The sequence below is a fragment of the Campylobacter sp. CNRCH_2016_3089 genome, assembly GCF_025772505.1.
GTDB lineage: Bacteria > Campylobacterota > Campylobacteria > Campylobacterales > Campylobacteraceae > Campylobacter_D > Campylobacter_D lari_D.
On record NZ_JAKMSF010000010.1, the window covers coordinates 25,408 to 47,447 of the forward strand.

30 protein-coding genes are annotated in these 22,040 nt (G+C 29.3%); 5 read left to right on the forward strand and 25 right to left on the reverse strand.

Going from position 1 to position 22,040, the window contains the following annotated elements; translation table 11 throughout:
• Nucleotide 1 precedes the first annotated feature (1 nt).
• From L8W69_RS07335 to L8W69_RS07440, 22 genes are all read right to left on the reverse strand, one after another.
• A complete protein-coding gene (locus L8W69_RS07335; RefSeq protein WP_263661934.1) occupies nucleotides 2-994 on the reverse strand; it encodes a tetratricopeptide repeat protein in 993 nt (330 codons plus the stop codon).
• 11 nt (nucleotides 995-1,005) lie between these two features.
• The gene (gene pal / locus L8W69_RS07340) at nucleotides 1,006-1,491 is read right to left on the reverse strand and encodes a peptidoglycan-associated lipoprotein Pal (RefSeq protein ID WP_133319660.1); all 486 of its coding nucleotides are present in this window, start codon (nucleotides 1,489-1,491) and stop codon (nucleotides 1,006-1,008) included.
• Between the two features lie 66 nt (nucleotides 1,492-1,557).
• Nucleotides 1,558-2,757, reverse strand: coding sequence for a Tol-Pal system protein TolB (gene tolB / locus L8W69_RS07345; protein WP_263661935.1), 1,200 nt, complete (start codon nucleotides 2,755-2,757; stop codon nucleotides 1,558-1,560).
• On the reverse strand, nucleotides 2,757-3,533 hold the full coding sequence (locus L8W69_RS07350) for a TonB C-terminal domain-containing protein (protein WP_263661936.1): 777 nt from the start codon (nucleotides 3,531-3,533) through the stop codon (nucleotides 2,757-2,759). The genes tolB and L8W69_RS07350 overlap by 1 nt, the downstream gene beginning before the upstream one ends.
• Nucleotides 3,534-3,536: 3 nt before the next feature.
• Nucleotides 3,537-3,926: an ExbD/TolR family protein gene (locus tag L8W69_RS07355; RefSeq protein ID WP_133319663.1), complete on the reverse strand. Its 390-nt coding sequence runs from the start codon at nucleotides 3,924-3,926 to the stop codon at nucleotides 3,537-3,539.
• Nucleotides 3,927-4,487 (reverse strand): MotA/TolQ/ExbB proton channel family protein, encoded by a 561-nt coding sequence (locus tag L8W69_RS07360; protein WP_220566504.1) that lies wholly within the window; start codon nucleotides 4,485-4,487, stop codon nucleotides 3,927-3,929. It abuts the gene before it with no gap.
• Complete coding sequence (gene atpC, locus L8W69_RS07365; protein WP_133319665.1) at nucleotides 4,487-4,879, reverse strand: ATP synthase F1 subunit epsilon; 393 nt, start codon at nucleotides 4,877-4,879, stop codon at nucleotides 4,487-4,489. The genes L8W69_RS07360 and atpC overlap by 1 nt, the downstream gene beginning before the upstream one ends.
• Before the next feature lie 2 nt (nucleotides 4,880-4,881).
• A complete protein-coding gene (gene atpD, locus L8W69_RS07370; protein ID WP_133319666.1) occupies nucleotides 4,882-6,279 on the reverse strand; it encodes a F0F1 ATP synthase subunit beta in 1,398 nt (465 codons plus the stop codon).
• 14 nt (nucleotides 6,280-6,293) lie between these two features.
• The gene (atpG, locus tag L8W69_RS07375) at nucleotides 6,294-7,178 is read right to left on the reverse strand and encodes an ATP synthase F1 subunit gamma (RefSeq protein ID WP_263666800.1); all 885 of its coding nucleotides are present in this window, start codon (nucleotides 7,176-7,178) and stop codon (nucleotides 6,294-6,296) included.
• A gap of 9 nt (nucleotides 7,179-7,187) precedes the next feature.
• Complete coding sequence (gene atpA / locus L8W69_RS07380; protein WP_133319668.1) at nucleotides 7,188-8,693, reverse strand: F0F1 ATP synthase subunit alpha; 1,506 nt, start codon at nucleotides 8,691-8,693, stop codon at nucleotides 7,188-7,190.
• A gap of 9 nt (nucleotides 8,694-8,702) precedes the next feature.
• On the reverse strand, nucleotides 8,703-9,224 hold the full coding sequence (locus L8W69_RS07385) for a F0F1 ATP synthase subunit delta (protein WP_133319669.1): 522 nt from the start codon (nucleotides 9,222-9,224) through the stop codon (nucleotides 8,703-8,705).
• Nucleotides 9,224-9,736, reverse strand: coding sequence for a F0F1 ATP synthase subunit B (locus tag L8W69_RS07390; RefSeq protein WP_263659715.1), 513 nt, complete (start codon nucleotides 9,734-9,736; stop codon nucleotides 9,224-9,226). The genes L8W69_RS07385 and L8W69_RS07390 overlap by 1 nt, the downstream gene beginning before the upstream one ends.
• A 9-nt stretch (nucleotides 9,737-9,745) precedes the next feature.
• On the reverse strand, nucleotides 9,746-10,171 hold the full coding sequence (locus tag L8W69_RS07395) for a FoF1 ATP synthase subunit B' (RefSeq protein ID WP_263661938.1): 426 nt from the start codon (nucleotides 10,169-10,171) through the stop codon (nucleotides 9,746-9,748).
• 63 nt (nucleotides 10,172-10,234) lie between these two features.
• On the reverse strand, nucleotides 10,235-11,086 hold the full coding sequence (locus tag L8W69_RS07400; protein ID WP_263659714.1) for a ParB/RepB/Spo0J family partition protein: 852 nt from the start codon (nucleotides 11,084-11,086) through the stop codon (nucleotides 10,235-10,237).
• A gap of 3 nt (nucleotides 11,087-11,089) precedes the next feature.
• Nucleotides 11,090-11,872 (reverse strand): ParA family protein, encoded by a 783-nt coding sequence (locus L8W69_RS07405; protein ID WP_012660935.1) that lies wholly within the window; start codon nucleotides 11,870-11,872, stop codon nucleotides 11,090-11,092.
• The gene (locus L8W69_RS07410; RefSeq protein ID WP_220566507.1) at nucleotides 11,869-12,504 is read right to left on the reverse strand and encodes a biotin--[acetyl-CoA-carboxylase] ligase; all 636 of its coding nucleotides are present in this window, start codon (nucleotides 12,502-12,504) and stop codon (nucleotides 11,869-11,871) included. The genes L8W69_RS07405 and L8W69_RS07410 overlap by 4 nt, the downstream gene beginning before the upstream one ends.
• Nucleotides 12,485-13,396 carry a methionyl-tRNA formyltransferase gene (gene fmt, locus L8W69_RS07415; protein WP_220566508.1) on the reverse strand — a complete coding sequence of 304 codons (912 nt, stop codon included), beginning with the start codon at nucleotides 13,394-13,396 and terminating at the stop codon, nucleotides 12,485-12,487. Before fmt ends, L8W69_RS07410 begins: the two co-directional genes overlap by 20 nt.
• Nucleotides 13,393-13,860, reverse strand: coding sequence for a DUF6194 family protein (locus tag L8W69_RS07420; RefSeq protein ID WP_263666801.1), 468 nt, complete (start codon nucleotides 13,858-13,860; stop codon nucleotides 13,393-13,395). The genes fmt and L8W69_RS07420 overlap by 4 nt, the downstream gene beginning before the upstream one ends.
• A complete protein-coding gene (gene obgE / locus L8W69_RS07425; RefSeq protein ID WP_263666802.1) occupies nucleotides 13,860-14,903 on the reverse strand; it encodes a GTPase ObgE in 1,044 nt (347 codons plus the stop codon). The genes L8W69_RS07420 and obgE overlap by 1 nt, the downstream gene beginning before the upstream one ends.
• A gap of 95 nt (nucleotides 14,904-14,998) precedes the next feature.
• Nucleotides 14,999-15,253, reverse strand: coding sequence for a 50S ribosomal protein L27 (gene rpmA / locus L8W69_RS07430; RefSeq protein WP_039649045.1), 255 nt, complete (start codon nucleotides 15,251-15,253; stop codon nucleotides 14,999-15,001).
• A 10-nt stretch (nucleotides 15,254-15,263) separates the two neighbouring features.
• Entirely contained in the window at nucleotides 15,264-15,572 is a 309-nt protein-coding gene (rplU, locus tag L8W69_RS07435; protein WP_263659711.1) for a 50S ribosomal protein L21, read from the reverse strand.
• Between the two features lie 151 nt (nucleotides 15,573-15,723).
• Entirely contained in the window at nucleotides 15,724-16,758 is a 1,035-nt protein-coding gene (locus L8W69_RS07440) for a cytochrome-c peroxidase (protein WP_133319678.1), read from the reverse strand.
• A 198-nt stretch (nucleotides 16,759-16,956) separates the two neighbouring features.
• Here L8W69_RS07440 and plsY point away from each other — a divergent pair, with 198 nt between their 5' ends.
• From plsY to L8W69_RS07465, 5 genes are all read left to right on the forward strand, one after another.
• Nucleotides 16,957-17,568 (forward strand): glycerol-3-phosphate 1-O-acyltransferase PlsY, encoded by a 612-nt coding sequence (gene plsY, locus L8W69_RS07445; protein ID WP_220566512.1) that lies wholly within the window; start codon nucleotides 16,957-16,959, stop codon nucleotides 17,566-17,568.
• Complete coding sequence (locus tag L8W69_RS07450; protein WP_133319680.1) at nucleotides 17,553-17,870, forward strand: dihydroneopterin aldolase; 318 nt, start codon at nucleotides 17,553-17,555, stop codon at nucleotides 17,868-17,870. Before plsY ends, L8W69_RS07450 begins: the two co-directional genes overlap by 16 nt.
• Before the next feature lie 77 nt (nucleotides 17,871-17,947).
• The gene (hsrA, locus tag L8W69_RS07455; RefSeq protein ID WP_133319681.1) at nucleotides 17,948-18,622 is read left to right on the forward strand and encodes a homeostatic response regulator transcription factor HsrA; all 675 of its coding nucleotides are present in this window, start codon (nucleotides 17,948-17,950) and stop codon (nucleotides 18,620-18,622) included.
• 119 nt (nucleotides 18,623-18,741) lie between these two features.
• Nucleotides 18,742-18,987 (forward strand): YfhL family 4Fe-4S dicluster ferredoxin, encoded by a 246-nt coding sequence (locus L8W69_RS07460; RefSeq protein ID WP_012660922.1) that lies wholly within the window; start codon nucleotides 18,742-18,744, stop codon nucleotides 18,985-18,987.
• Nucleotides 18,987-20,483 (forward strand): Ppx/GppA phosphatase family protein, encoded by a 1,497-nt coding sequence (locus tag L8W69_RS07465; RefSeq protein ID WP_263659707.1) that lies wholly within the window; start codon nucleotides 18,987-18,989, stop codon nucleotides 20,481-20,483. The genes L8W69_RS07460 and L8W69_RS07465 overlap by 1 nt, the downstream gene beginning before the upstream one ends.
• On the opposite strand, the gene L8W69_RS07470 is transcribed toward L8W69_RS07465, so the two are convergent.
• Genes L8W69_RS07470 through L8W69_RS07480 form a run of 3 tightly spaced genes read right to left on the reverse strand, consistent with a single transcriptional unit; the run spans nucleotide 20,480 to nucleotide 21,950 of the window.
• Nucleotides 20,480-21,238 carry a hypothetical protein gene (locus L8W69_RS07470; protein ID WP_133319683.1) on the reverse strand — a complete coding sequence of 253 codons (759 nt, stop codon included), beginning with the start codon at nucleotides 21,236-21,238 and terminating at the stop codon, nucleotides 20,480-20,482. The two genes, L8W69_RS07465 and L8W69_RS07470, sit on opposite strands and share 4 nt — an antisense overlap.
• Entirely contained in the window at nucleotides 21,235-21,531 is a 297-nt protein-coding gene (gene fliN, locus L8W69_RS07475; RefSeq protein WP_133319684.1) for a flagellar motor switch protein FliN, read from the reverse strand. Before fliN ends, L8W69_RS07470 begins: the two co-directional genes overlap by 4 nt.
• On the reverse strand, nucleotides 21,528-21,950 hold the full coding sequence (locus L8W69_RS07480) for a chemotaxis protein CheX (protein ID WP_133319685.1): 423 nt from the start codon (nucleotides 21,948-21,950) through the stop codon (nucleotides 21,528-21,530). Before L8W69_RS07480 ends, fliN begins: the two co-directional genes overlap by 4 nt.
• Nucleotides 21,951-22,040: the final 90 nt, after the last annotated feature.

The following is a 22,040-nucleotide window of genomic DNA, read 5'->3' on the forward strand; positions in this document are numbered from 1 at the left end:
TTTATTTTCTATCTGGCGAAACTTTTGCTTCAGGACTATCAGGATAAGCTGTCTTTAAAGCTTTGTAAAATTTATTAGCACTTTTTGGATCCCCAACTTTATCTAAGCTAATAGCCGTATGATAAAGTAATTTTGGCACATAATCACCCTTGGTGCTTATAGCAGAACTTTTTTTGTAAAATCCCAAAGCGCCTGCATAATCTTTTTGTTTATATCTTATCTCTCCAAGCCAAAAAGTAGATCTAGCAGGTTTATAATGGATACTAATTAAATGCTCAAATTTTTCTTTTGCATCATCAAATTGATTTTTATTGGTTTCATCAATAGCTTTTTTTAAAATTTCGCTAGATTGCAGTTTTTTCCAACTATCATCTTTCGCTTGAACAATTTCTTTTTCCAAAGTCGTATTTGTTTCTTTAATGACTTCTTGTGTTTTATTGCTTTCGCTAGCAATAGGAACAACTTGGATATTATTTGTTTGATTTTGCACTCTAGCTATTTCCGATTGAAAAAAAGTTATGGTTTGGTTCATATCTTCTTTAGAAACATAATCATCATTAATTTTATTGATCAAAGTTGTTATTTCGCTCAATACTTTTTGAATTTCTTGGTGATTTTTTTCTTGAATTTGCCTATTTTCTTCTACATAAGCTCTTAAATTTTGAATTTCTTTTGTGATATTTGCATCAAAATTTTGATAGTTTTCTTCTAGTGAAAGTAATTTTGTATTTGCTTTAGAATATTGAGCATTTAAACCCTCGGTTACACTTTGTAAACCTTCTATATTTTCTACAGCAGTATTTATCTTACTAGTCAAATTAGTATAATATTCATTTAAAGCTTTTAAGCGTTCTTGATTTTCGTATTGTAATTTTTCATTTTGAGTTAAGCCATAAGGTGTTTTTGTATCTACTTTTCCTGCATCAAATGCTGAAATTTCAGCGTATAAAAAAGTAGCTCCTAAAAGAGCTACTGATAATAATTTGATTTTCATTTATTTAAAACTTATTTTGATAATTTAAATTCTGCACGACGATTTTGCGCATCACAAGCTTTTGTTCTTTCAGTACATACAGGATTAGTTTCTCCATAACTTTTTACGCTTATTCTATCTGCGCTAACACCTTGAGCTACTAAAGATTCTTTAACAGCTTTAGCTCTTTTTAAACCTAGAGCTTGATTATATTCATCAGTTCCCCATTCATCGCAGTTTCCCTCAACTACAATTGCAGCATTCGCGGCTTCTTTGTTGAAAATTTCAGCATTATCTGCAACAACTTTTTGCATATCTTTTCTAACATTAAATTTATCAAAATCAAAATACACATTTGCAATAGAATTTAAAGATTCAAGATTTTCAAATCTATCAGAACCACCACTACCTTTTGATCCATCTACACTACTTGAACTGCTTACACTAGTATTTTTTGTAGCACAACCACTTACAATAACAGCAAATGCAGTAATTGAAGCAAAAATGATTTTTTTCATTGCTTTTCCCCTTTTTTATTTAAAAATCATGTTTAATTATAACAAAAAAAATACAATTTTGATATTTTACCAATCAATTGATTGAATTTTACCCACCTTTAAACCATAATGAAAAGCCCTATTTGCATTAATTCTAATGACTCCTAAGGCACTTTGTGAACCTAAATATTTAATAAATACTACACTTTCTCCATCACTTGAAAATCTTGGAAAAAGATTTTTACCATTTGCAGTGAGTTGTCTTATATAATCACTTTTGGTTGACATTAAATAAAGATTAAAAACCCCACTTTGATTTACCTCCCTACTAGAATAAACCATATAATGTTTATAGGTAGAAACTGAAGAATTATTTTTACCATGAAAAACTACTTGTTCTGTTAAATTAGAATCTAAATTTTGCATAAAAATATTTGGATAACCTAAACGATCTGATACAAATACGATTTTTTTATCATCATCTACAAAGTTGCCATTTACATCAATACCCGTATAATTTGTAATCTGTTTTAAATCTTTTGTATCTGTATCATACAAATACACATCTGGCTGATCTTTTGGCGCCATAGTAAGTAAAATTTTTTTACCATCATCGCTAACATCAGAAGCAACCATCATACCCTTACTAGCAATGATTTTTGTGATGTTTTTATTTTTCATATTATATTTATAAAGTGTTGGAATTTCATCTTCATAAGCAGTGAAATAAAATGCATCTTGTTCTTTATTTGCCCATTTGGGAAATAAATTTAAACCTTTTGATATTAATATCTTTTGATAAGTTAAAGTATAATCTGCTAACAAAATATCACTTTGCTTATTACCTTGAGTTCTAGCTATTAAAATTTTATGATCCATCCAATCAACCGGTGCAAAACCTAATTTTCTATTCATTTGAGCGACACTTCTATGTGCTAAAAATGGATATTCTTCAATGGAAAGAATTTGCTCATAAAATCTCGTTTTTGTTTCATTTGCAGCTAAAATTTCAACATCAATATCCAAAAGCTTACCATTTTTATTTAAAACATAAGAAAAAATATAATCACCTTGTTTTTCATCTTGAGTTAATTCAAAATTTGAACTCACTTTTATATCATTAACAAGCATATTATAAAAGCTTTTTTTAAGATCTAAATCATTCAATCTTGATTGATCTTTAATATAAATTTTAGGTAATTGCATACCTTTATTTACAACAGATATTGTCGCATCTTGCCCAAATAATACTGAACAAAAAAATAAAAACGCTAATATTTTTTTCATCACTTCTCCGTTTTAAACTCAATTATATCACTAAGTTTCATTTTAATTTTTCTTATTTTACCATTTGGAGGTAAAGTTATGTATTTTCCTTCTAAATTTTGTAAAAATTCTTTTGCCTTTTTATCAAAATTATGACTATGTGCACTAGTGGTACTTAACAAATAAAAATATCCGTTATTATCAATTACAAATTCTACTTCTATACTTAAATTACCACTAGGATTGTATATTCTCCATCTATCTTCAAGATGTTTTCTAACAGCACCTAAAAATTGATCATAAACTCCTATTTTTTGTTCTATAACAGATTGTCCTAGTTCTTGATTAATTTGTAGATTTTCATTTAATTGCTTAGAAAAATCATTGATTTTTTCTCTTTGAGTAAAAGTGGGTTTTTTCGATGGCATTGAAGATTGCACTTTTGTAGTTTTTTCTTCTTGATAGTCTTCTATTTTGCCAAATAACTCATTGAAAACACTAGCTTGTTGTTCTACATTTTGAGTATTAACATTTTTATTTGTAGTGTATTTTTGCAAAAGATTCTCTTCAAATAAACTTTGCAAATTTTCCTTTTGTAACTCTTGTATCATATTTACTTGATTTTGATTTATACTATCTCCAAGTTCTATATTAATAAAACTATTGGGATCATTGGTATATTCAATAGCTTTTGGCTTATATTCGACTAACTTAAAAAATACTAAAAAAACAACAAAAAAATAAACTAAAATCGCATAAGTAAAAGCTTTAAAATTATATGTAGAATTTTCTTCCATTTTTTACTCAGTTTGCAAAGCAACTTTTTGAAAACCCAAATGCTTCATTGTTCTTAAAACACTCATTACATCATCATATTTTAAATTCTTATCCGCTCTAATGAAAACTGTTTCTTGAGTATTATATTGCACTTTTAATGCATTCATATTATCCGCAAAACTTAAAAAATTAAATTTATCTTTTCCTATAAAAATTTCTTTTTTTGCATTAATTGTTATAATTAAACTTTTGATATTTGGAGCACTTGAAGTTTTTTGTGAACCTTGAGGAAGTTGAACTTTTTCTTCATATGTAATACTTGGTGCTGTTACCATTAAAATAGCAAGCAATACAAGCATAATATCCACTAAAGGTGTAATATTTAGTTCGGGTTTTTCTTCTAAAAACATCAATTAAACCTTTGCTGAACTTACTAATACTTTTATCTCACTATCTAAAATATTAATTAGTTCATAAGCTTTGCGTTTGATAATCAAATGAAAACTATATGCGGGAATTGCCACTAAAATTCCACAACCTGTAGCTACCAAAGCTTCACTAATTTTTGGCGCAATAATACTCAAAGAATTTTGCATTTCTAAACCACCAAAAGTTTCAAGTATAGAAATAACTGTACCAAAAAGACCTATAAAAGGAGAGGTTGAAGCAATAATACTAAGCCAAGTTAATCCAATTGTGGCTTTTTTTTCAACAGAATTTTTATAAATATTCATCTTAGTTTCATCAATCTCAATACATTTTTTTAAAATTGATGCACTTTGGCTTAAATCCCTCTCTCCTCTCATCAAAGCTTCTAAAGCCTGACTTTCATCTTGCATCCATTTATTAATAAGCATTAATCTTGAAAATAAAATACTAAAACTAAGTATAAAATACACCGAAAGCCAAGCCAATACAATATAAGTAATTAAGCTTGTATTTTCAAAAAAATGAAAAATTGATTGAAAATCCACTATTTTTGCCTTACATTATTATCCATCTTAGCAAAAGTAGAAGCTAAAGCAACACTATCACTACTCATAGATTTGATTAAATCTTTTGCATCTGCTAATCTTTTTGCTATTTCACTATCACTATTTCCTCCAACCCACACAGCACCTTTTGCTAAAACGCTTACTTTCGTTTCAGAAACTTTCGCATGACCTGAATCAATAGCAACTAACTCATGAGTAGAATCTGATTTTTCTATATCTATAATCCCTGCCCTTAAAGAAGAAATTAAAGATGCATGTCCTTTTAAAACACCAAATTCACCTTCACTTCCAGGAAGAACAATAGATTTTACATTATCATTGTAAATCATACCAAGAGGCGTTACCACCTCTATATGTATTAAATTATCCATTATTAAGCCTTAAGTTTTTCTGCTTTTTCAATAACTTCATCAATTCCACCTACCATATAGAAAGCATTTTCAGGTAAATGGTCATATTTTCCTTCTAAAATACCTTTAAAACCTGCTATTGTATCTTCTAAACTAATATATTTACCAGGACTTCCTGTAAATACTTCAGCAACGAAGAATGGTTGAGATAGGAATTTTTCAATTTTTCTTGCTCTTTCAACGATCAATTTATCTTCTTCACTCAATTCATCCATACCTAAAATAGCAATAATATCTTGCAAATCTTTGTATTTTTGAAGTACTGATTGTACTCCACGAGCTACTTTATAATGCTCTTCACCAATAATTTGTGGATCAAGCATTCTTGAAGTAGAATCAAGCGGATCAACAGCTGGATAAATACCTTTTTCAGCAATTGATCTATTTAAAACCGTAGTTGCATCTAAATGCGCAAAAACAGTTGCAGGAGCAGGGTCTGTTAAATCATCTGCTGGCACATAAACTGCTTGAACTGAAGTAATAGAACCTTTTTTAGTTGAAGTAATTCTTTCTTGGAATTTACCCATTTCGCTAGCTAAAGTTGGTTGATAGCCAACGGCTGAAGGAATTCTTCCTAAAAGTGCCGACATTTCAGAACCTGATTGTGAAAATCTAAAGATATTATCAATAAACATCAACACATCAAGTCCCATTTCATCTCTAAAATACTCAGCCATAGTAAGACCTGTTAAAGCAATACGATTTCTTGCTCCTGGTGGTTCATTCATTTGACCATAACATAATGCAACTTTATCTAAAACATTACTTTCTTTCATTTCATTGTAAAGATCATTACCCTCGCGAGTTCTTTCACCAACACCTGCAAAAACAGAATAACCACTATGTTTAAATGCAACATTGTGGATTAACTCCATAATAATAACGGTTTTACCAACACCTGCACCACCAAAAAGTCCTACTTTACCACCTTTTGCATAAGGAGCTAACAAATCAACTACCTTAATACCTGTTTCAAAAATTTCACTTTTTGTACTTTGCTCTTCAAATGGAGGTGGATCTCTATGGATTGACCAATGTTTATCAAAATTGATCTCTTCACCCTCATCAATCAAATCACCTGTTACATTGAAAATTCTTCCAAGTACTTTTTCGCCCACTGGAACGCTAATTGGGTTTCCAGTCGCAACAGCCGTTAAACCCCTAACAAGACCATCAGTCATATCCATAGCGATAGTTCTTACTTTATTATCACCCAAATGCGCAGCTACTTCAAGCACTAGCTTGCATTCTTTTCCTTCTAATTCATAATTTACAATTATAGCTTCGTTAATTTGTGGAAGATATTCTTTAAATTCAACATCAACCACTGGTCCTAAAACTTGAGAAATAAAACCTTGCATCATCACTCCTAAATTTATTTCATTGACTCAACACCACTGATAATTTCTATCAATTCGGTGGTAATAGATTCTTGTCTTGCTTTATTATAAGCTAAATTGAGTTGTTTAACTCTAGCTTTTGCATTATTGGTTGCATTATCCATAGCTTGCATTCTTGCACTATGCTCAGCCGCCAAAGAATCAACTAAAGAAAAATACATATTATATTCAAAATAAGTTTTTAATAAATCATTTAAAATTTCTTCATCTTCAGGTTCTAAATCCATTAAAGATTGAGACTCTTGTTCTTCTTTGCTCGCAATAGCTTGCACTGGTAATAATTCATTAATACGAATTTCTTGTGAAATCATATTTTTATAGCCATTATGTACAATTACAACCTTATCTGTAACTTCATTTATAAAATCATCAACTGCATTTTTAATAATAGCACAAGCTTTTTCATAATCAGGGCTAGAGCTTGTGTCTAAATATTTTTCTAAAATTTCAATATTTTGAAAATTAAAATACTCTATACCTGTTTTACCAATAGCTCTTAATCTTACCTTGATTTTTTTTGCTTTACAATCTTCAAGCATTTCATTTACTGTTTTAATAGTTTTAATGTTAAAACCACCGCATAAACCTTTATCAGCAGTAATGAAAATAATATCCATTTTTTCAACATTGTCTTTTTTTCTAAAAAACGGAAGTTTATCATCAAGTCCTTCGTATTGATTAATCTTGAATGCAATTTCAGATAAAACTTCATCAATTTTTTGAGCAAAAACTTTTGACTTTTTAGCTGCCTCTTCTGCCTTTCTTAATTTGGCAGTAGAGACAAGCTTCATAGCATTAGTTGTCTTTTGTGTATTATGAACACTTTTTATTTTTCTTTTTATTTCTTTTAAATTAGACATTTAAAAACCTTATATATGGTTTGCTTTAAACTCACTCAACGCTTTAGCTAATTTTTCTTCCAAATCTTTATCTAAAGCTTTTTTAGTTCTAATTTGCTCAAAAATTTCTGGATATTTAGCTTCAATAAATGGATATAAGGCTGCTTCAAATTCTCCTATTTTTGAAACTGCAATATCATCTAAATATCCTTTAGTTCCTGCATAAATCATCACTACTTGATTTTCAGCTGAAAGCGGAGAATATGGAGGCTGCTTTAGAACTTCAACCATTCTTTGTCCACGCTCAAGTTGTTTTCTACTTGCTTCATCTAAATCACTTGCAAATTGCGCAAAAGCTTGCAATTCTCTATATTGAGCTAAGTCAAGTCTTAAGGTACCTGAAACTTGTTTTGTTGCTTTAATTTGTGCAGCACCACCAACACGAGATACAGATAAACCAACATTAATCGCAGGACGAATACCTGAGTTAAACAAATCTGTCTCTAAGAAAATTTGACCATCGGTAATTGAAATAACATTGGTTGGGATGTAAGCTGAAACATCCCCTGCTTGAGTTTCAATAATAGGTAATGCTGTTAAGCTTCCTGCGCCAAGTTCATCACTTAATTTACTTGCTCTTTCAAGCAATCTTGAATGTAAATAAAATACATCCCCTGGATAAGCTTCACGACCCGGAGGACGACGCAAAATCAAAGACATTTCACGATAGGCAACAGCATGCTTACTCAAATCATCATAAACAATCAACGCATGTCTTGAGTTATCTCTAAAATACTCACCCATAGTTACACCTGTATATGGAGCAAGATATTGCAATGCAGCAGGATCTGAAGCACCTGCATTTACCACTATACTATAATCCATTGCGCCGTATTCTTCAAGCTTTTTAACTACTTGAGCCACTGTGCTTTGTTTTTGACCAATTGCCACATAAATACAAATAACATCTTTACCTTTTTGACTAATAATCGTATCTATTGCAACAGTAGTTTTACCCGTTTGTCTATCACCAATAATTAGCTCTCTTTGTCCTCTACCAATTGGAACTAAAGCATCAATAGCTTTAATACCCGTATGTAATGGTTCATGAACACTTTTTCTAGCCATAATACCTTTTGCTTTTTCTTCCACAAAGCGATATTCACTTGTTTCAATAGCTCCCTTAGCATCAATTGGCTCACCTAAAGCATTCACAACACGGCCTATCAACGCATCACCAACTGGAACCTTTAGAAGTTTTTTTAATCTTTTTACAGAACTTCCTTCTTTTAAGCCAAGTCCCTTTCCTAAAATAACAATACCAACACTTGATTCTTCAAGGTTAAGCACCATTCCCTTTTCGCCATTTTCAAATTCAACCATCTCACCGGCCATAGCATTTTTAAGACCATAAACCTTAGCAACACCATCAGCAACTGAAATAATCTTACCGGTTTCTTCTATTTCAAGATTAAAATCAAATTTTTCAATTCTTTCTTTTATAATAGAACTAATTTCATCTGCTTTAAATTTCATCAAGTCTCCTTAAATTGCTTTTAATATATATTCATTCATTTTAGCTTTTAAGCTTTGCATTGAAAATGAAATTTCATAACCAAGTCCATCTAAGCTAATTTTTACACTGTCATTATCACTTATTTTACTATCTAATCTAATCTTTGCGTTGAATTTAAGACTAAGTTTTTCTTCTAAATTTTTAATTTCTTCTTCACTTAATTTTTCTTTTGAATAAACTTGCCCTAAAAATTCATTTTCTTTTAATGCTTTTTGTTCACTCAATTCTTTAGTAATGCTTGGAATTAACATCTCTCTATTGTTGCCAACAACTAAGCTCATAAAATTTTTAAAAGCATCACTTGGATTATCTAATAAAGAAAGTATAAAATCTAATTTTTTTTCTTGTTTAAGCTCATAAGCATTTAAAATACTTACAAATTTATCAGAAGCAAAAGCTGAACTAAGTTGTAATAAATTTGAATAAAAATTTTCAAAATCTTTTCTTTCTAATATAGCTTTTGCATAGGTTTTTGCAATTACACTTTCCATCAAGACACCTTTTTCATCATGATATTTAAAATTTCTTTTTGCTGAAGCTGTAAACTTTGATCTTCAAAAATTTCTTCTAAAACCGCTTGCACAACTTCTTTTTCCATTCTTCTTATTTCATATTCTTTATGTTCTTCATAAGTTTTTTCTAAAGCCTTAATCTCCATTTTTGTTTCAGCTTCTATTTTATCTGTAATGATTTCTGCTTCTTTTTTTGCAAGAGCAACTGCATTAATTGCTTCTTGTTTAGCTAAATCTAATTTTTTCATCATTTCTAATTTATGATTTTTGCTTGCAATAAGTTTTTCTTGTATTTCATTCATCCTAGAGGCAATTTTTGCAATTCTTCCGTGGTAAAAATTCTTTAAAGGTGTTGCTATAAAATAATATAAAATAGCAGCAAACAAAACAAAATTAACTGCTCTTGGGATAATATCATACTCACCACTTCCATTACCTGCTGCAAAAGCATAAAAAGGAAGCACCAATAATAATGTAATTTTTTTCAACATTTATCTTCCTTAAATTTTACTCAAGCTATCTTTAAAGCTTTGCTTAAATTCTGGCATTTTTAACCGCATCTCTTCTTTTAATTCTTTTTCTTTTTCTCTTAGACTTTTTAGAAAAACATGCATTTGTTCTTCTAATTCTTTTTTCTTTATTGATAATTCTTTTTCTTGTTTTATTTTAGCTTCTTCTACTGCTTTTACTTTGATTTGATTAATCTCATCTCTTGTTTGTATATGAATTTTTTCCAACTCATTTTCTACATTTGAAACATCATCAGAATTTTTTTTCATTTTTTCTTCGTCATTTTTAATGGTCAAATCTCTAGAATCCATAAATTTAATCAAAGGTTTATAGAGTATAGAATTTAAAATTGCTATCATGAGCAAAAAAATGACACCAGTAGCTATCATGATGGAAAAATGTACATCATTAAACATTAATACTCCTAAATAAATCTAAATAAAACGCGCAATTATACCAAAATATACCTAAAAGCATATTTAATCTAGTATTTTTAAAAATTTTAAAATCTCATTTTCGTCAGAAAAATTAACAATAATTTTTAAATCTTTCACCACTGTCTTAAATCCAAAAGATTCTATTTTTTCTTTTAAATTTAATATAGATTGATTTTGCTTATTTAAATTTGTATTTTTTTCTAAATTATTTGAATTTTTAAAATTTTTAATCAGTTTTTCTGTATCTCTTACATTAAGTTTTTGACCTATGATAGTATCAACTATCATTTTTTCTTCTTCTTTTTCAAGTCCTACTAAAACTTTTGCATGACCTTGTGAAATTTTACCTTCTATAATGAAATTTTGCGTTTGCTCATTTAAATTTAAAAGTCTTAAGGTATTAGCAATTTGTGGTCTTGACTTGTGAATAAGATCTGCTAATTTTTCTTGAGTTATGTCATGAATTTCCAATAATTCTTTATAAGAATGTGCCAATTCTATAGGATTTAAATTTTCCCTTTGGATATTTTCAATCAAAGCAAGCTCGCGTAATTTTATATCATCCACATTTAAAACTACGGCTTTAATCTGTTCTTTTTCTAAAAGCTTACATGCTCTAAATCTTCTCTCGCCAGCTATTATAATATAATCAAATTCATCTTTTTTAAAAACTACAATAGGCTGAATTAAACCATATTCTTTAATAGACCCCGCAAGCTCTTCTAAAGCTTGTGTATCAAAATTTTTTCTTGGCTGATAAGGATTTGGACTAATTAAATCTATATCAATTTCTTCTATTTTGCCTTCTTTTGATCCTAATTCTTTTTCATAAACCTCATCAATATCAGCCAAAATACTACTTAAACCTCTTCCTAATGCACTTTTTTTTGCCATTTTTTATCCTAATATAGAATGTGCTAAATTTTGATATGCTACTGAACCTGGGGATTTTATATCATAAAGTATAATAGGTTTTCCATAACTTGGACTTTCAGCAAGTTTTACATTTCTTGGTATGATAATAAAATCATCTTCATTATCACCTGTTCTAAATAGCTTTTGCTTGAAATTTTGCTTTAAATCCTCCACAGTATCTTTTGAAAGATTATTTTGTGAGCTATACATAGTTGGTAAAAAACCTTTTATTTTTAACTTTGGGTTGATAGTTTTTTTCACAAATTTTATGGTGTTTAAAACCATCGCAACACCCTCAAGCGCATAAAATTCACATTGTATAGGGATAATAACACTATCGCTTGCTGCAAAAGCATTTACCGTAATACTTCCAAGTGCAGGAGGTGAGTCAATGATAATAAAATCATAATCTTTAGCAATTTCTTTGATTTTTTCTCTTAAAATCGTTCTATATTCTCCGCTTTCTTTTACTACTTCTTGTTCAATTCCAACCAAAGAAATATTTGATGGAGCTAAGTATAATTGTGGAAGTTCAGTTTTTAAAATAATTTCGGAAAGTTTTTTCCTGCCTATAAAAACATGGTAAATATTATACTCATAATTACTTCTATTAAAACCAAGTCCTGTTGTAGCATTAGCTTGTGGATCAATATCTATCAAAAGAACCTTTTTTTCAGCTACTGCTAAAGAAGCCGCTAGATTAATAGCGGTAGTAGTTTTACCTACCCCACCTTTTTGATTTGCAATAGTTATTATCTCACTCATCTTAAACTATATATCCTTTTATTATCTAACAATATAGAACCATCTTTATACAACAAAGCATCTTTTAAAGATAAAATCTTACCTTCATTATGTATAAAAAAATTTCTTGATTTTTCAAATTCTAGCATATACTTGCTAAAAATATTCTTCCATAAAATTTTCTCATCTACATAAGAAAAATACTCATTTAAAAGTTTTGCTATATCTACTTCTATATCTAAAATTTCAGCATTAAATGGAGCATATTTAAGATTAATCCCTATTCCTACAACCAAAAAATCATTGATTTTAGAACTCATCAATCCGCCTATTTTTTTATCTTCTATATAAAAATCATTGGGCCATTTAATCCATACTTTCGAATTTTTTCTTTGCAATACTTCTTTCATTAAAAATGCAAAATATATACTAGCAGAAGCCAAAGGAAGATCTTGTGCTAATTCTTGAGTTTTTATGCAAAAAGATACATGTAAATTTCCTTGCTTACTCTGCCAAGTATTATCCCTACTACCTATACCAGCACTTTGGATAAAAGCACAAATGGCTGTATTGTTAGTAATTTCTCCACTACGAATTTTATCACTTAAATAAATTTGAGTTGATTCAAGCTCATCAAAATAAACTATCTCCAAGTTTTAACCTTTTTCCATTTAAATAAGTCTTAGCGTCTAAAGCCTTTTTTCCACTTTCTTGTAAATTTTTAATCCTTAAAACACCTTTTTTACATGAAAGCAAAAAGCCTTCCTTTTCTATTTGTAAAATCACGCCTGATTTTTGAGTTTTTTCACTATCGACTAATTCTATATCTAAAAATTTCAAACCATTTTCTAAAAAAATTCCAGGCCAAGGTGTAAAAGCTAAAAATTTTTGATAAATTTCATTTGCATTATTTAAAGCAATCAAGCCATCTTCTTTTTTGATTTTTTTACAATGTGTAACTAAATTTTCATCTTGTTTTTTTGGGATAATTTTTTCAAAATTTAAAAGTGTAGAAACAGTAAGTTTAGCAGCTAAATTTGAAAGCATAATAAACACTTCAGCTGAATTTCTACCTTCTATATCACATTCTATACTTTCTAAGATTGCACCACTATCAAGTCCTTCTTCCATAAGCATAGTACAAACCCCGCTTATTTTATCCCCATTTAAAATAGCACTTTGTATAGGCGAAGCCCCGCGATATTTAGGAAGTAAGGAAGCGTGCAAATTGATACAAGGAGCAATATCTAAAATTTCTTTTGGCAAAATCTTCCCATAAGCAGCAACAACTATAAAATCAGGTTTTAAGCTTTTTATTCTATTGGTTATGTTTTCATCTTTTAAGCTTTTTGGAGTGAAAATTTCTATATTTAAATTATTTTCTAAAATAAATTTTTTAGTATCACTTGGGGTTAAAATTTGTTTTCTACCCACAGGTTTATCAGGTTGGGTAAATAAAGCTTTGACATTAAACCCTTTATCAACAAGCTCTTTTAAAATACAAGTTGCATAAGATGGAGTTCCCATAAAAATGATATTTTTCATAATGCCACTATCCTTTTTTTATAAGTTTTTATAGCTTTTTGATATGAAAGCTCAAGATAATCTTTAAAAATTTCAAAATTTTTTCTTGAAGGATTGTTAATACAAATATATCCCATATAAGCATAAATTGGATGAGGCATGATAAGATCAAGCATAGAAAAATCATAATTTAAACTAACAATCTCACCCTTTAAAGCTTTTTTAGGTTTTTGACCAAAAAGATTTTGGTAATCTTGATCACAAAGAGAGCAACTTAGACGAAACACACCCTCTCTATTTAAATTCGAAGCTTTGTCATTTATGCCATCGTTTTCTTTAATAGTACAAAAATAAACTCCGTTTTTTAAAACTCTATCGGGATTATAAAAAAAGCTATGCTCTTTATAGGTAAATTTATACACCAAGTCTTTAAAATTGGACTTGATGTATTCTTGGATAAAATCTATAGTTAAATTTTCACTCATCAAAGATTATTTTGATTTCTAATTTTTTTAACTTCTTCTAAAAGCATAAATTTAAGCTCTTTAAGTCCAGTTTTTTCAAGGCTTGAAACCTTGATGAAAAAACATTGCGGATTATTTTGACTTTGCAAATAAGCTTTTAGCTCATTATAATCATCTTCTATTTTTTGTGCAAATTCTTCGCCTAAATTTACGCTATCACTTTTTGAAAGCATTAAGCCAAAATTTCTTGCATAAAGCTTGCTTGAAAATTTTTCTAATTCTTTTCTTAAAATACAAAATTGCTCTTTTAAACTCATTTCTCTTAATGGATCAAGCACAAAAAGCAAAAAAGAAGTTCTTTCTATGTGTCTTAAAAACTCAAGTCCCAAACCCCTACCATCGCTTGCACCTTCTATAATACCTGGGATATCTGCCATCACAAAAGAATTATAATCATCTACTTCAACCATACCAAGTTTTGGAGTTAAAGTAGTAAATTCATAATTAGCTATTTCAGGTCTTGCATTAGATACTACGCTTATAAGAGTGGATTTTCCTACATTTGGAAAGCCCACAAGTCCAACATCTGCTATGAGTTTTAATTCTAAGCGCACACTTAAGGTTTTTCCTGCCACACCCGGTTGGGCATAATCTGGGCGTTGATTAGTAGAGTTTTTAAAATGAGTATTACCAAGACCACCTTTACCGCCTTTTAAAAATAATTCTTTTTGGCCCTCTACTAACATATCAAGCAAAACTTCCCCACTTTGTGCGTCAATTACTTGAGTGCCTTGAGGAACGATTAATTCTAAACTCTCCCCTCTTTTGCCGTTTTTATTACGACCTAAGCCTGGCTGGCCATTTTGTGCTTTAAGTTCTTTTTTACCTTTAAAGTGCGCTAGCGTATGGGTATTATTATCACATATAAAATATACATCGCCGCCATTTCCACCATCGCCACCATCAGGCCCACCGAGTGGAACATGTTTTTCACGGCGAAAACTCACAGCACCTTTGCCACCATTACCTGAACTTAAAACTAATTTCACATTATCTATAAACATACAATCACCAAAGTATAAATTTTTAAAATGATATTATATTTTTTTTAATATATTAAGATTAAAAAGAAGAAAAAGGCTACAAAGTAGCCTTAAAATTATGCAGGATAAACAGAAACTTTTTTTCTATTTTTATCTTTTCTTTCGAATTTTACGAAACCATCAATTAAAGCAAAAATTGTATGATCTTTTCCTATGCCTACATTATTACCCGCATGAGTTGCTGTTCCTCTTTGGCGGATGATGATGTTGCCAGCGCGAACAAATTCTCCACCAAATTTTTTAACACCTAGACGACGACCTATAGAATCACGATTATTCTGAGTTGAACCTTGACCTTTCTTGTGTGCCATTCTTTACTCCTTAAGCTTTAATATCTACTACTCTAACGCGAGTAAATTGTCTTCTAAAACCGCGTTTTAATTTTGAGTCTTTTCTGCGTCTTTTTTTATAAATCACAACTTTTTTGTCTTTTCCATGAGCAATCACTTCTAAAACAACTTTTGCACCCGCAACAAACGGCGCACCTACCTTTAATTCTTTATCGCATATAGCAAGAACTTCACTTACTTCTATGCTTGATTTTGCTTCAGCTTCAAAACGATCTAGTTTAAGCTCATCACCTTGGCTTACTCTGTATTGTTTTCCACTGTGTTTTATAATAGCATACATACAGCTATCCTTTCTTAAAATATTTTGGTAGCACCATAAAGCATTATGCATAAACATAAATTTAGAAAGCTTTAATGGCTAAAAGTAGTAATTATATCTTGATTTTATATAAAGTAAGCTTAAGACGCAAAAAAGCGTCTTAAGATTTAAATTAAAGCTCTGGTTTTGGAGTTTTTTCAGTTGCTTTTGGAAGTTGAGGGTAAGTAATGCTTGGTTTTTTACCTGTTAGGGCATGTAAGAAAGTTTCTATAGAAGCTGCTTCTTTATCAGAAATTTCTATGCCAAGTTGCACACTGCCCATTTCTTTGATTGCTTCTTGTAAAGACCAAATAGCACCATTGTGAAAATACGGAGCAGTTTCAGCAATATTTCTTAAGGTTGGAGTTTTAACTAAGCCATTTGCATCACCTTTAAAATCTCCTACATTTGCAAATTTATATTTAGCTGCTACTTGGAAAGCCTGCATACTACCACCTAAATTTACCCCTGTATGACAAGCTGTACAGCCTTTATCGATGAAAGTTTTCAAACCTTCTTTTTCTTTTTTATTTAATGCTTTTGTATCACCTTCTAAGAATTTATCAAATTTAGATGGAGTTAAAAGTGTTCTTTCAAATGTAGCAATAGCATCTGCAATATTATCAAAAGTTACTCCACTGCTACCATAAACTTTTTTAAATTCTTTTACATATTCTGGCATAGAAGCTATTTTTTCTACTGCTAATTTAGCAGGAGTTGCCATTTCAGGTTCTGCTTCGATTGGCCCTTTTGCTTGGTCTGCTAAAGTTCCTGCTCTACCATCCCAAAATTGAGTTGAATTTAAAACTGAGTTATAAACTGTTGGTGAATTTAAATGATGAGGATTAGCTGTCCATTTATGTCCTACAGCAGCCGCTATACCATCAGTACCACCCATACCTAAATTATGACAGGTATTACAAGAAATCAAACCACTTTTAGAAAGTCTTGGCTCAAAATACAGCTTTTTACCAAGGTTAGCTTTCTCTTTAGAGAATTTACTAGCTTTAATACCCATTTCTTTTAATAGTTTTTCAACACCTGTCTGATCTTTTGGTAAAGGTGCCAAACCTGCAGCTTTTGCTTCATCAAGCAAAGCTTTATCGTTAGCAAAAGCAGTTGATGCAACTAATAATGATGATGCAACTAATAATGAAATTTTTTTCATTATCTACTCCTAAATAAGATAAAATAAAGCCTATTTAAAATAAACTTATTGAAAATATATCTATAATTTTCTTTAAATAATATAAAAAATTTATATTTAACAATAAAAATTATTATAGGATAAAATATCTCTTAAATATTTATTTCAGGGTTTTTTGCTATTATTACAGAGTTTTACAAAAATCTTAGGGAAAAGTAAATGGAAAATTTAATAATCTATCTTTTAGCTTATCTTATAGGCGCTATACCATTTGGGCTTTTACTAGCTCAAATTTTTGCTAAAACAAACATTAAAAATATGGGTAGTAAAAGTATAGGCGCTACAAATGTTTTAAGGGTAGTAAAAGAAAGCGATCCTAAACTAGCTAAAATACTTGCTATTGCAACCGCTATTTTAGACGCATTAAAAGGAATCATACCTATATTAGTGGCAAAATTTATGGGCTATGATGAAAATATCTTATGGACTATGGCTGTTTTAGCAGTATTTGGGCACTGCTTTTCTCCTTATTTAAAATTTGAAGGTGGTAAAGGAGTGGCTACAGGGGCTGGGGTCTTAGCAGTATTTTTACCTTTTGAAATAATATCTGCGGTTTTAGCTTGGTTTATCATAGGAAAGGTATTTAAAATTTCAAGCTTAGCTTCATTAGGAGCTTTAATTGTTTTAATAGCTACTTCATTTATTTTTCATTATGACATGCCTGTGATCAACACCCATGCACCAATTTTTATTATTGCATTTATAGTAATTTATAAACATATACCAAATATTTTAAGGCTTATTGGAAAACAAGAATGCAAAGTCATATAAAAGTCAGTTTAGAATTTAAATGTATTATAGGGCTTTTGGATTTTGAAAGAATTCAAGAACAAAAAGTTATTATAGAACTAGAAGCTAAAAGTAAAAAATTTTTAGATTATGCAAAACTTTGTATTAGAATAGAAAAAATTTATAAAAAGAAAAAATTTAAAACTATAGAAAAATCTTTAAAATACATATGCAAAGATATTAAAAAACATAATAAAAAGCTTAAATTTATAAATATCACTTGTTACAAACCTGATATTATCAAAAATGCATGCGTTGGAGCTAGTCTGAGTAAAAAATATTAAAATTTTTTTAAAGAATTTTGAACATTTGCTTAATTTGTGTTATACTTTTGCACTAAAACTATCTTCAAAGGAATAAAATGCGTATTTTAGTTGTAGAAGATGAAGCATCACTTAATAAAACTCTATCAAATACCTTAAATGAGTTTGGCTATCAAAGTGATACTTCAGAAAATTTTAAAGACGCTGAGTATTTTATAGGTATTAGACACTATGATTTAGTATTATCAAATTGGACTATTGGCAATAATGATGCAAGTGATTTAATTAATGCCATTAAGCAAAAATCTCCAAGAACCGCTATAGTTACAATATGCGCAAAAGCAGATAAAGAAAATGAAATCAAAGCTTTGAAAGCTGGAGCAGATGATTATATAAAAAAACCTTTAGATTTTGAAATTTTAATGGCGAGAATTGAAGCTAGACTTAGATTTGGCGGAACAAATGTGATCAAAATCGATGATTTAGTGATTGATCCTGATGAAGAAAAAATCACTTATCAAGGAAAAGATATAGAATTAAAAGGAAAACCTTTTGAAGTTTTAACTCATTTAGCTAGACATTCAGATCAGATTGTGTCAAAAGAACAACTTTTAGATGCTATTTGGGAAGAACCTGAACTTGTAACTCCAAATGTTATAGAGGTTGCAATCAATCAAATAAGACAAAAAATGGATAAACCGCTTAATATCTCTACCATAGAAACCGTGCGTCGTAGAGGGTATCGTTTTTGTTTTCCTAAAAAAACTAACTAAAATTTTAGAATGATTTAATCATTCTAAAAAGTAGATTTTGTTTTTTCTTTCATTTTAAATTACCTATAAGTTTTTATATAGTATAAGTTTGCTTTATTACTTATAAAAAGGAAAAAAATATGTCACTTTTAATCACTAGAGAATGCATATCCTGTGATGCATGTAGGGAAGAATGTCCCGATGAAGCAATCTATGATAATGATCCAATTTATGTCATAGATCCTGATCTTTGTACTGAATGTGTGAATGAATTTTCAGAACCAGCTTGTATAGTAGCTTGTCCAGTAGATTGTATCATACCTGATCCTGATAATGTAGAAAGCATTGATGAGCTTCGCTTAAAACATAAAAATAAAGATATTTAATGGCTAAAAAAACAGCAGTAATTGACCTTGGCTCTAATTCCGTTCGTATGGTAGTTTTTGAAAAAACCTCAAGATATGGTTTTTTCATTTGTAGTGAGCACAAAAAGAAAGTAAGACTTGGAGAAAATGCTTACAATAATAATAAAATTCTTCAAGAAGAAGCCATGCTTAAAGCCGAAAAAGCTTTAACTTATTTTAAGGAAAAAGCTTTAAAAGAAAAATGTAGAAAAATTATTGCTGTTGGAACTTCTGCATTAAGAGATGCACCCAATGCTAAAGATTTCATAGCTAGAATAGCAAAAAATGTAGGTTTAAATATAAAATGTATTAATGGAAAAACGGAGTCATTTTTAGGTGGGCTTGCTGCGCTAAATTTACTATCAGATATTCAAAATGCCACCACTATAGATATAGGTGGAGGATCGACTGAGCTTTGTTTAATCAAAGAAGGTAAGATTGTAGATTGTATTTCACTTGATCTTGGCACAGTAAGATTAAAAGAAATTTTTTACGATACAAAAAAATTTAATGCACTAGACCAATTTATACAAGAAGCACTAAAACAAGTTCCAAAGCATTTTCAAAATGAAAATATCATTGCCATAGGTGGAAGTTTAAGGGCATTGTCAAATTCTATAATGAAAAAAAACTCTTACCCGTTAAAAATGATTCATAATTTTAGTTATAGTTTTGAAAAAGAAAAAAATCACATAGAAAAAATTCAAAATGCTAAAAATTTAAATGATTTTAACATAAAAAAAGATCGTTTTGATACTATAAAAGAAGGATGTGTGATATTTTTAGCACTAGCAAAAAATTTAAAAGCTAAAAATATCATCACCTCTGCAGTGGGTGTTAGAGAAGGTGTATTTTTATCTAATCTTTTTCAAAAATATACTAAAATAAAAAACGAAACAACGGATTTTTCAAAATTTAATGCCAAATTTCCTCCGAATTTCAATCCAAGCTTAAAATCTATACAAGATCGTTTTAGTATAGATTATAATGATAAAAGTGCTTATTTTGCAAATAAACTATTTGATACTCTTTTGCCTATCCATAAAATTAATCTTGCTTTTAAAAAAGATCTTATAAATGCTGCAAAATTATCGCATATAGGCGAGAGAATTAATTTCTATTTTGCCAATGAACATAGTGCTTATATAGCTCTAAATAGCCTGCATTTTGGTTTTTCACATAAAGAAATTTTATTAATTTCTACTATTTTAAAAGCTAATGGAAAAAAAATCAATCCATTTGCGATAGAAAATATAAAAGATTTACTACCAAATAATCACATATTAGCTTGGCTTAATTTTATTTTAGCTTTATCAAAAAAACTTGCAAAAGACACTGATGAGAATCTTGATTTCACGCTAAAAAATCATACTTTGTATATATACTCGACTAAAAAACAAATTTATTTTTCAAAAGAAGAAATCAAAAAAATTTCGAAGCCAAAACTTATCATTTTAGCTTTTAATCAGCAAAATTAATTATTTTGTTTTAAAAGTAAATTTTGCAATCTTTGTTTATTTTCTTCAAAATAAGAGTCAAAATCTTTTTCTTTTGGCTTTTGAGGTGCTTTGTTTTGTTCTTCATTTTTTATCAAAGCTTCATTTGTTTCTAATACCACATTAGAATTTCCTATAATCATAGTATAACGCTTTAAACCATATTCAAAAACTACAAGTTGATTGTGTCTATCAAGTGGTCTTTGAAAGATTAAATTAAAATTCCTATCTAAAGGGTGTTTTTGTCTTAGATATATTTTTAAAAACCAAAGTCCAACAAGCAAAAGTATCAAAACGCTTACAACTAAAATATAATTTGTAAAATCATATTCTTGCATTTTTATTTCCTCGTTTTTTTCCTCTAAGCTTTTTTTAGTACTTAAATTTACACCTTCTTTTCGAGCACGCAATCTTAAACCATATTCACCAATCGCATCAGCGGTAATTTGTATTTTATTACCTACACTTAAAGCTATAAAAGTTTTTTTATCTTCTGAAAAAATTTTAATTTTTTTTATAATATCAGAATTTAACGCTCTATCTTCCTCTTTTGCACTTTTAGCATTTAAAGTAAAAATAATAATACCATCTTTTTTCTTTTGACTAATACCTTCTTTATAAGGAACATCAAATGAAAAAGTAATATCCACCCTATCTTCTCTTGGATAAATATTGTAATCAAGAATTTTTGCCCCAAAAAGAGGTAAAGCAAGTAGTAAAATCCAAATAAATTTCATTGCAATTCTTTTTTGAAATACTGCAATACTGATTTAGAATCTAAAATTTCATTAATCCTTATAGCAAGGTTTTTCTCATACACCATTACCTCACCTTTTCCAAAAATTCTTCTATTTAAATAAAGTTCCACGCTTTCACCCGCTGGCTTTTCAAGGTCTATCACAGAACCAACTTCTAGCTTTAAAAGTTCTCTTACACTCATATTAGTAGTACCAAGCTCACTAACAAAATCAACGCTAATATCTAAAATATCTTCATAAGATTGCAACAATCCTAAATGATCTTCTATCATAATTTTTTATAACCTATTCTAAAACGAGCATTTTTCATTTCATAAGTAAATTTTTCTTTGAGTTTGATTTTTGAAAATCCATCAATACGTCCTAAATATTCAGGAACACCCAAGCGATATTCATCTTTGCCATTAGTGTCATTAAGTAATTTTTTGGCATAACCTATAATTTGATTAGCTACTTCTTTTACTAAATCTGCTAGATCATCTTCTTTTAACTCTTCATGCAATAAAAATTGCGCAATCTCATTAAGAGCCTTTTTTTGAAAAAACAGATAAAAACTATATTCTTCATCTTTAAAATACAAAGGTATAGAAGCCCCATAAAGCTCGCCTCTAATCACGCTTGTTGGTGTAATTTTAAGTTTTAAAATGTGTTCACAAAAGTGATAAATCGAATATTCTAGTGTTTTAGTCATAGTTTTTTCCTTAGATAACTTTATAATAAATTTATTTTACTAAATAAACCTTTAATCATAATTAATAATTAAAATATAAAATATAGTAAA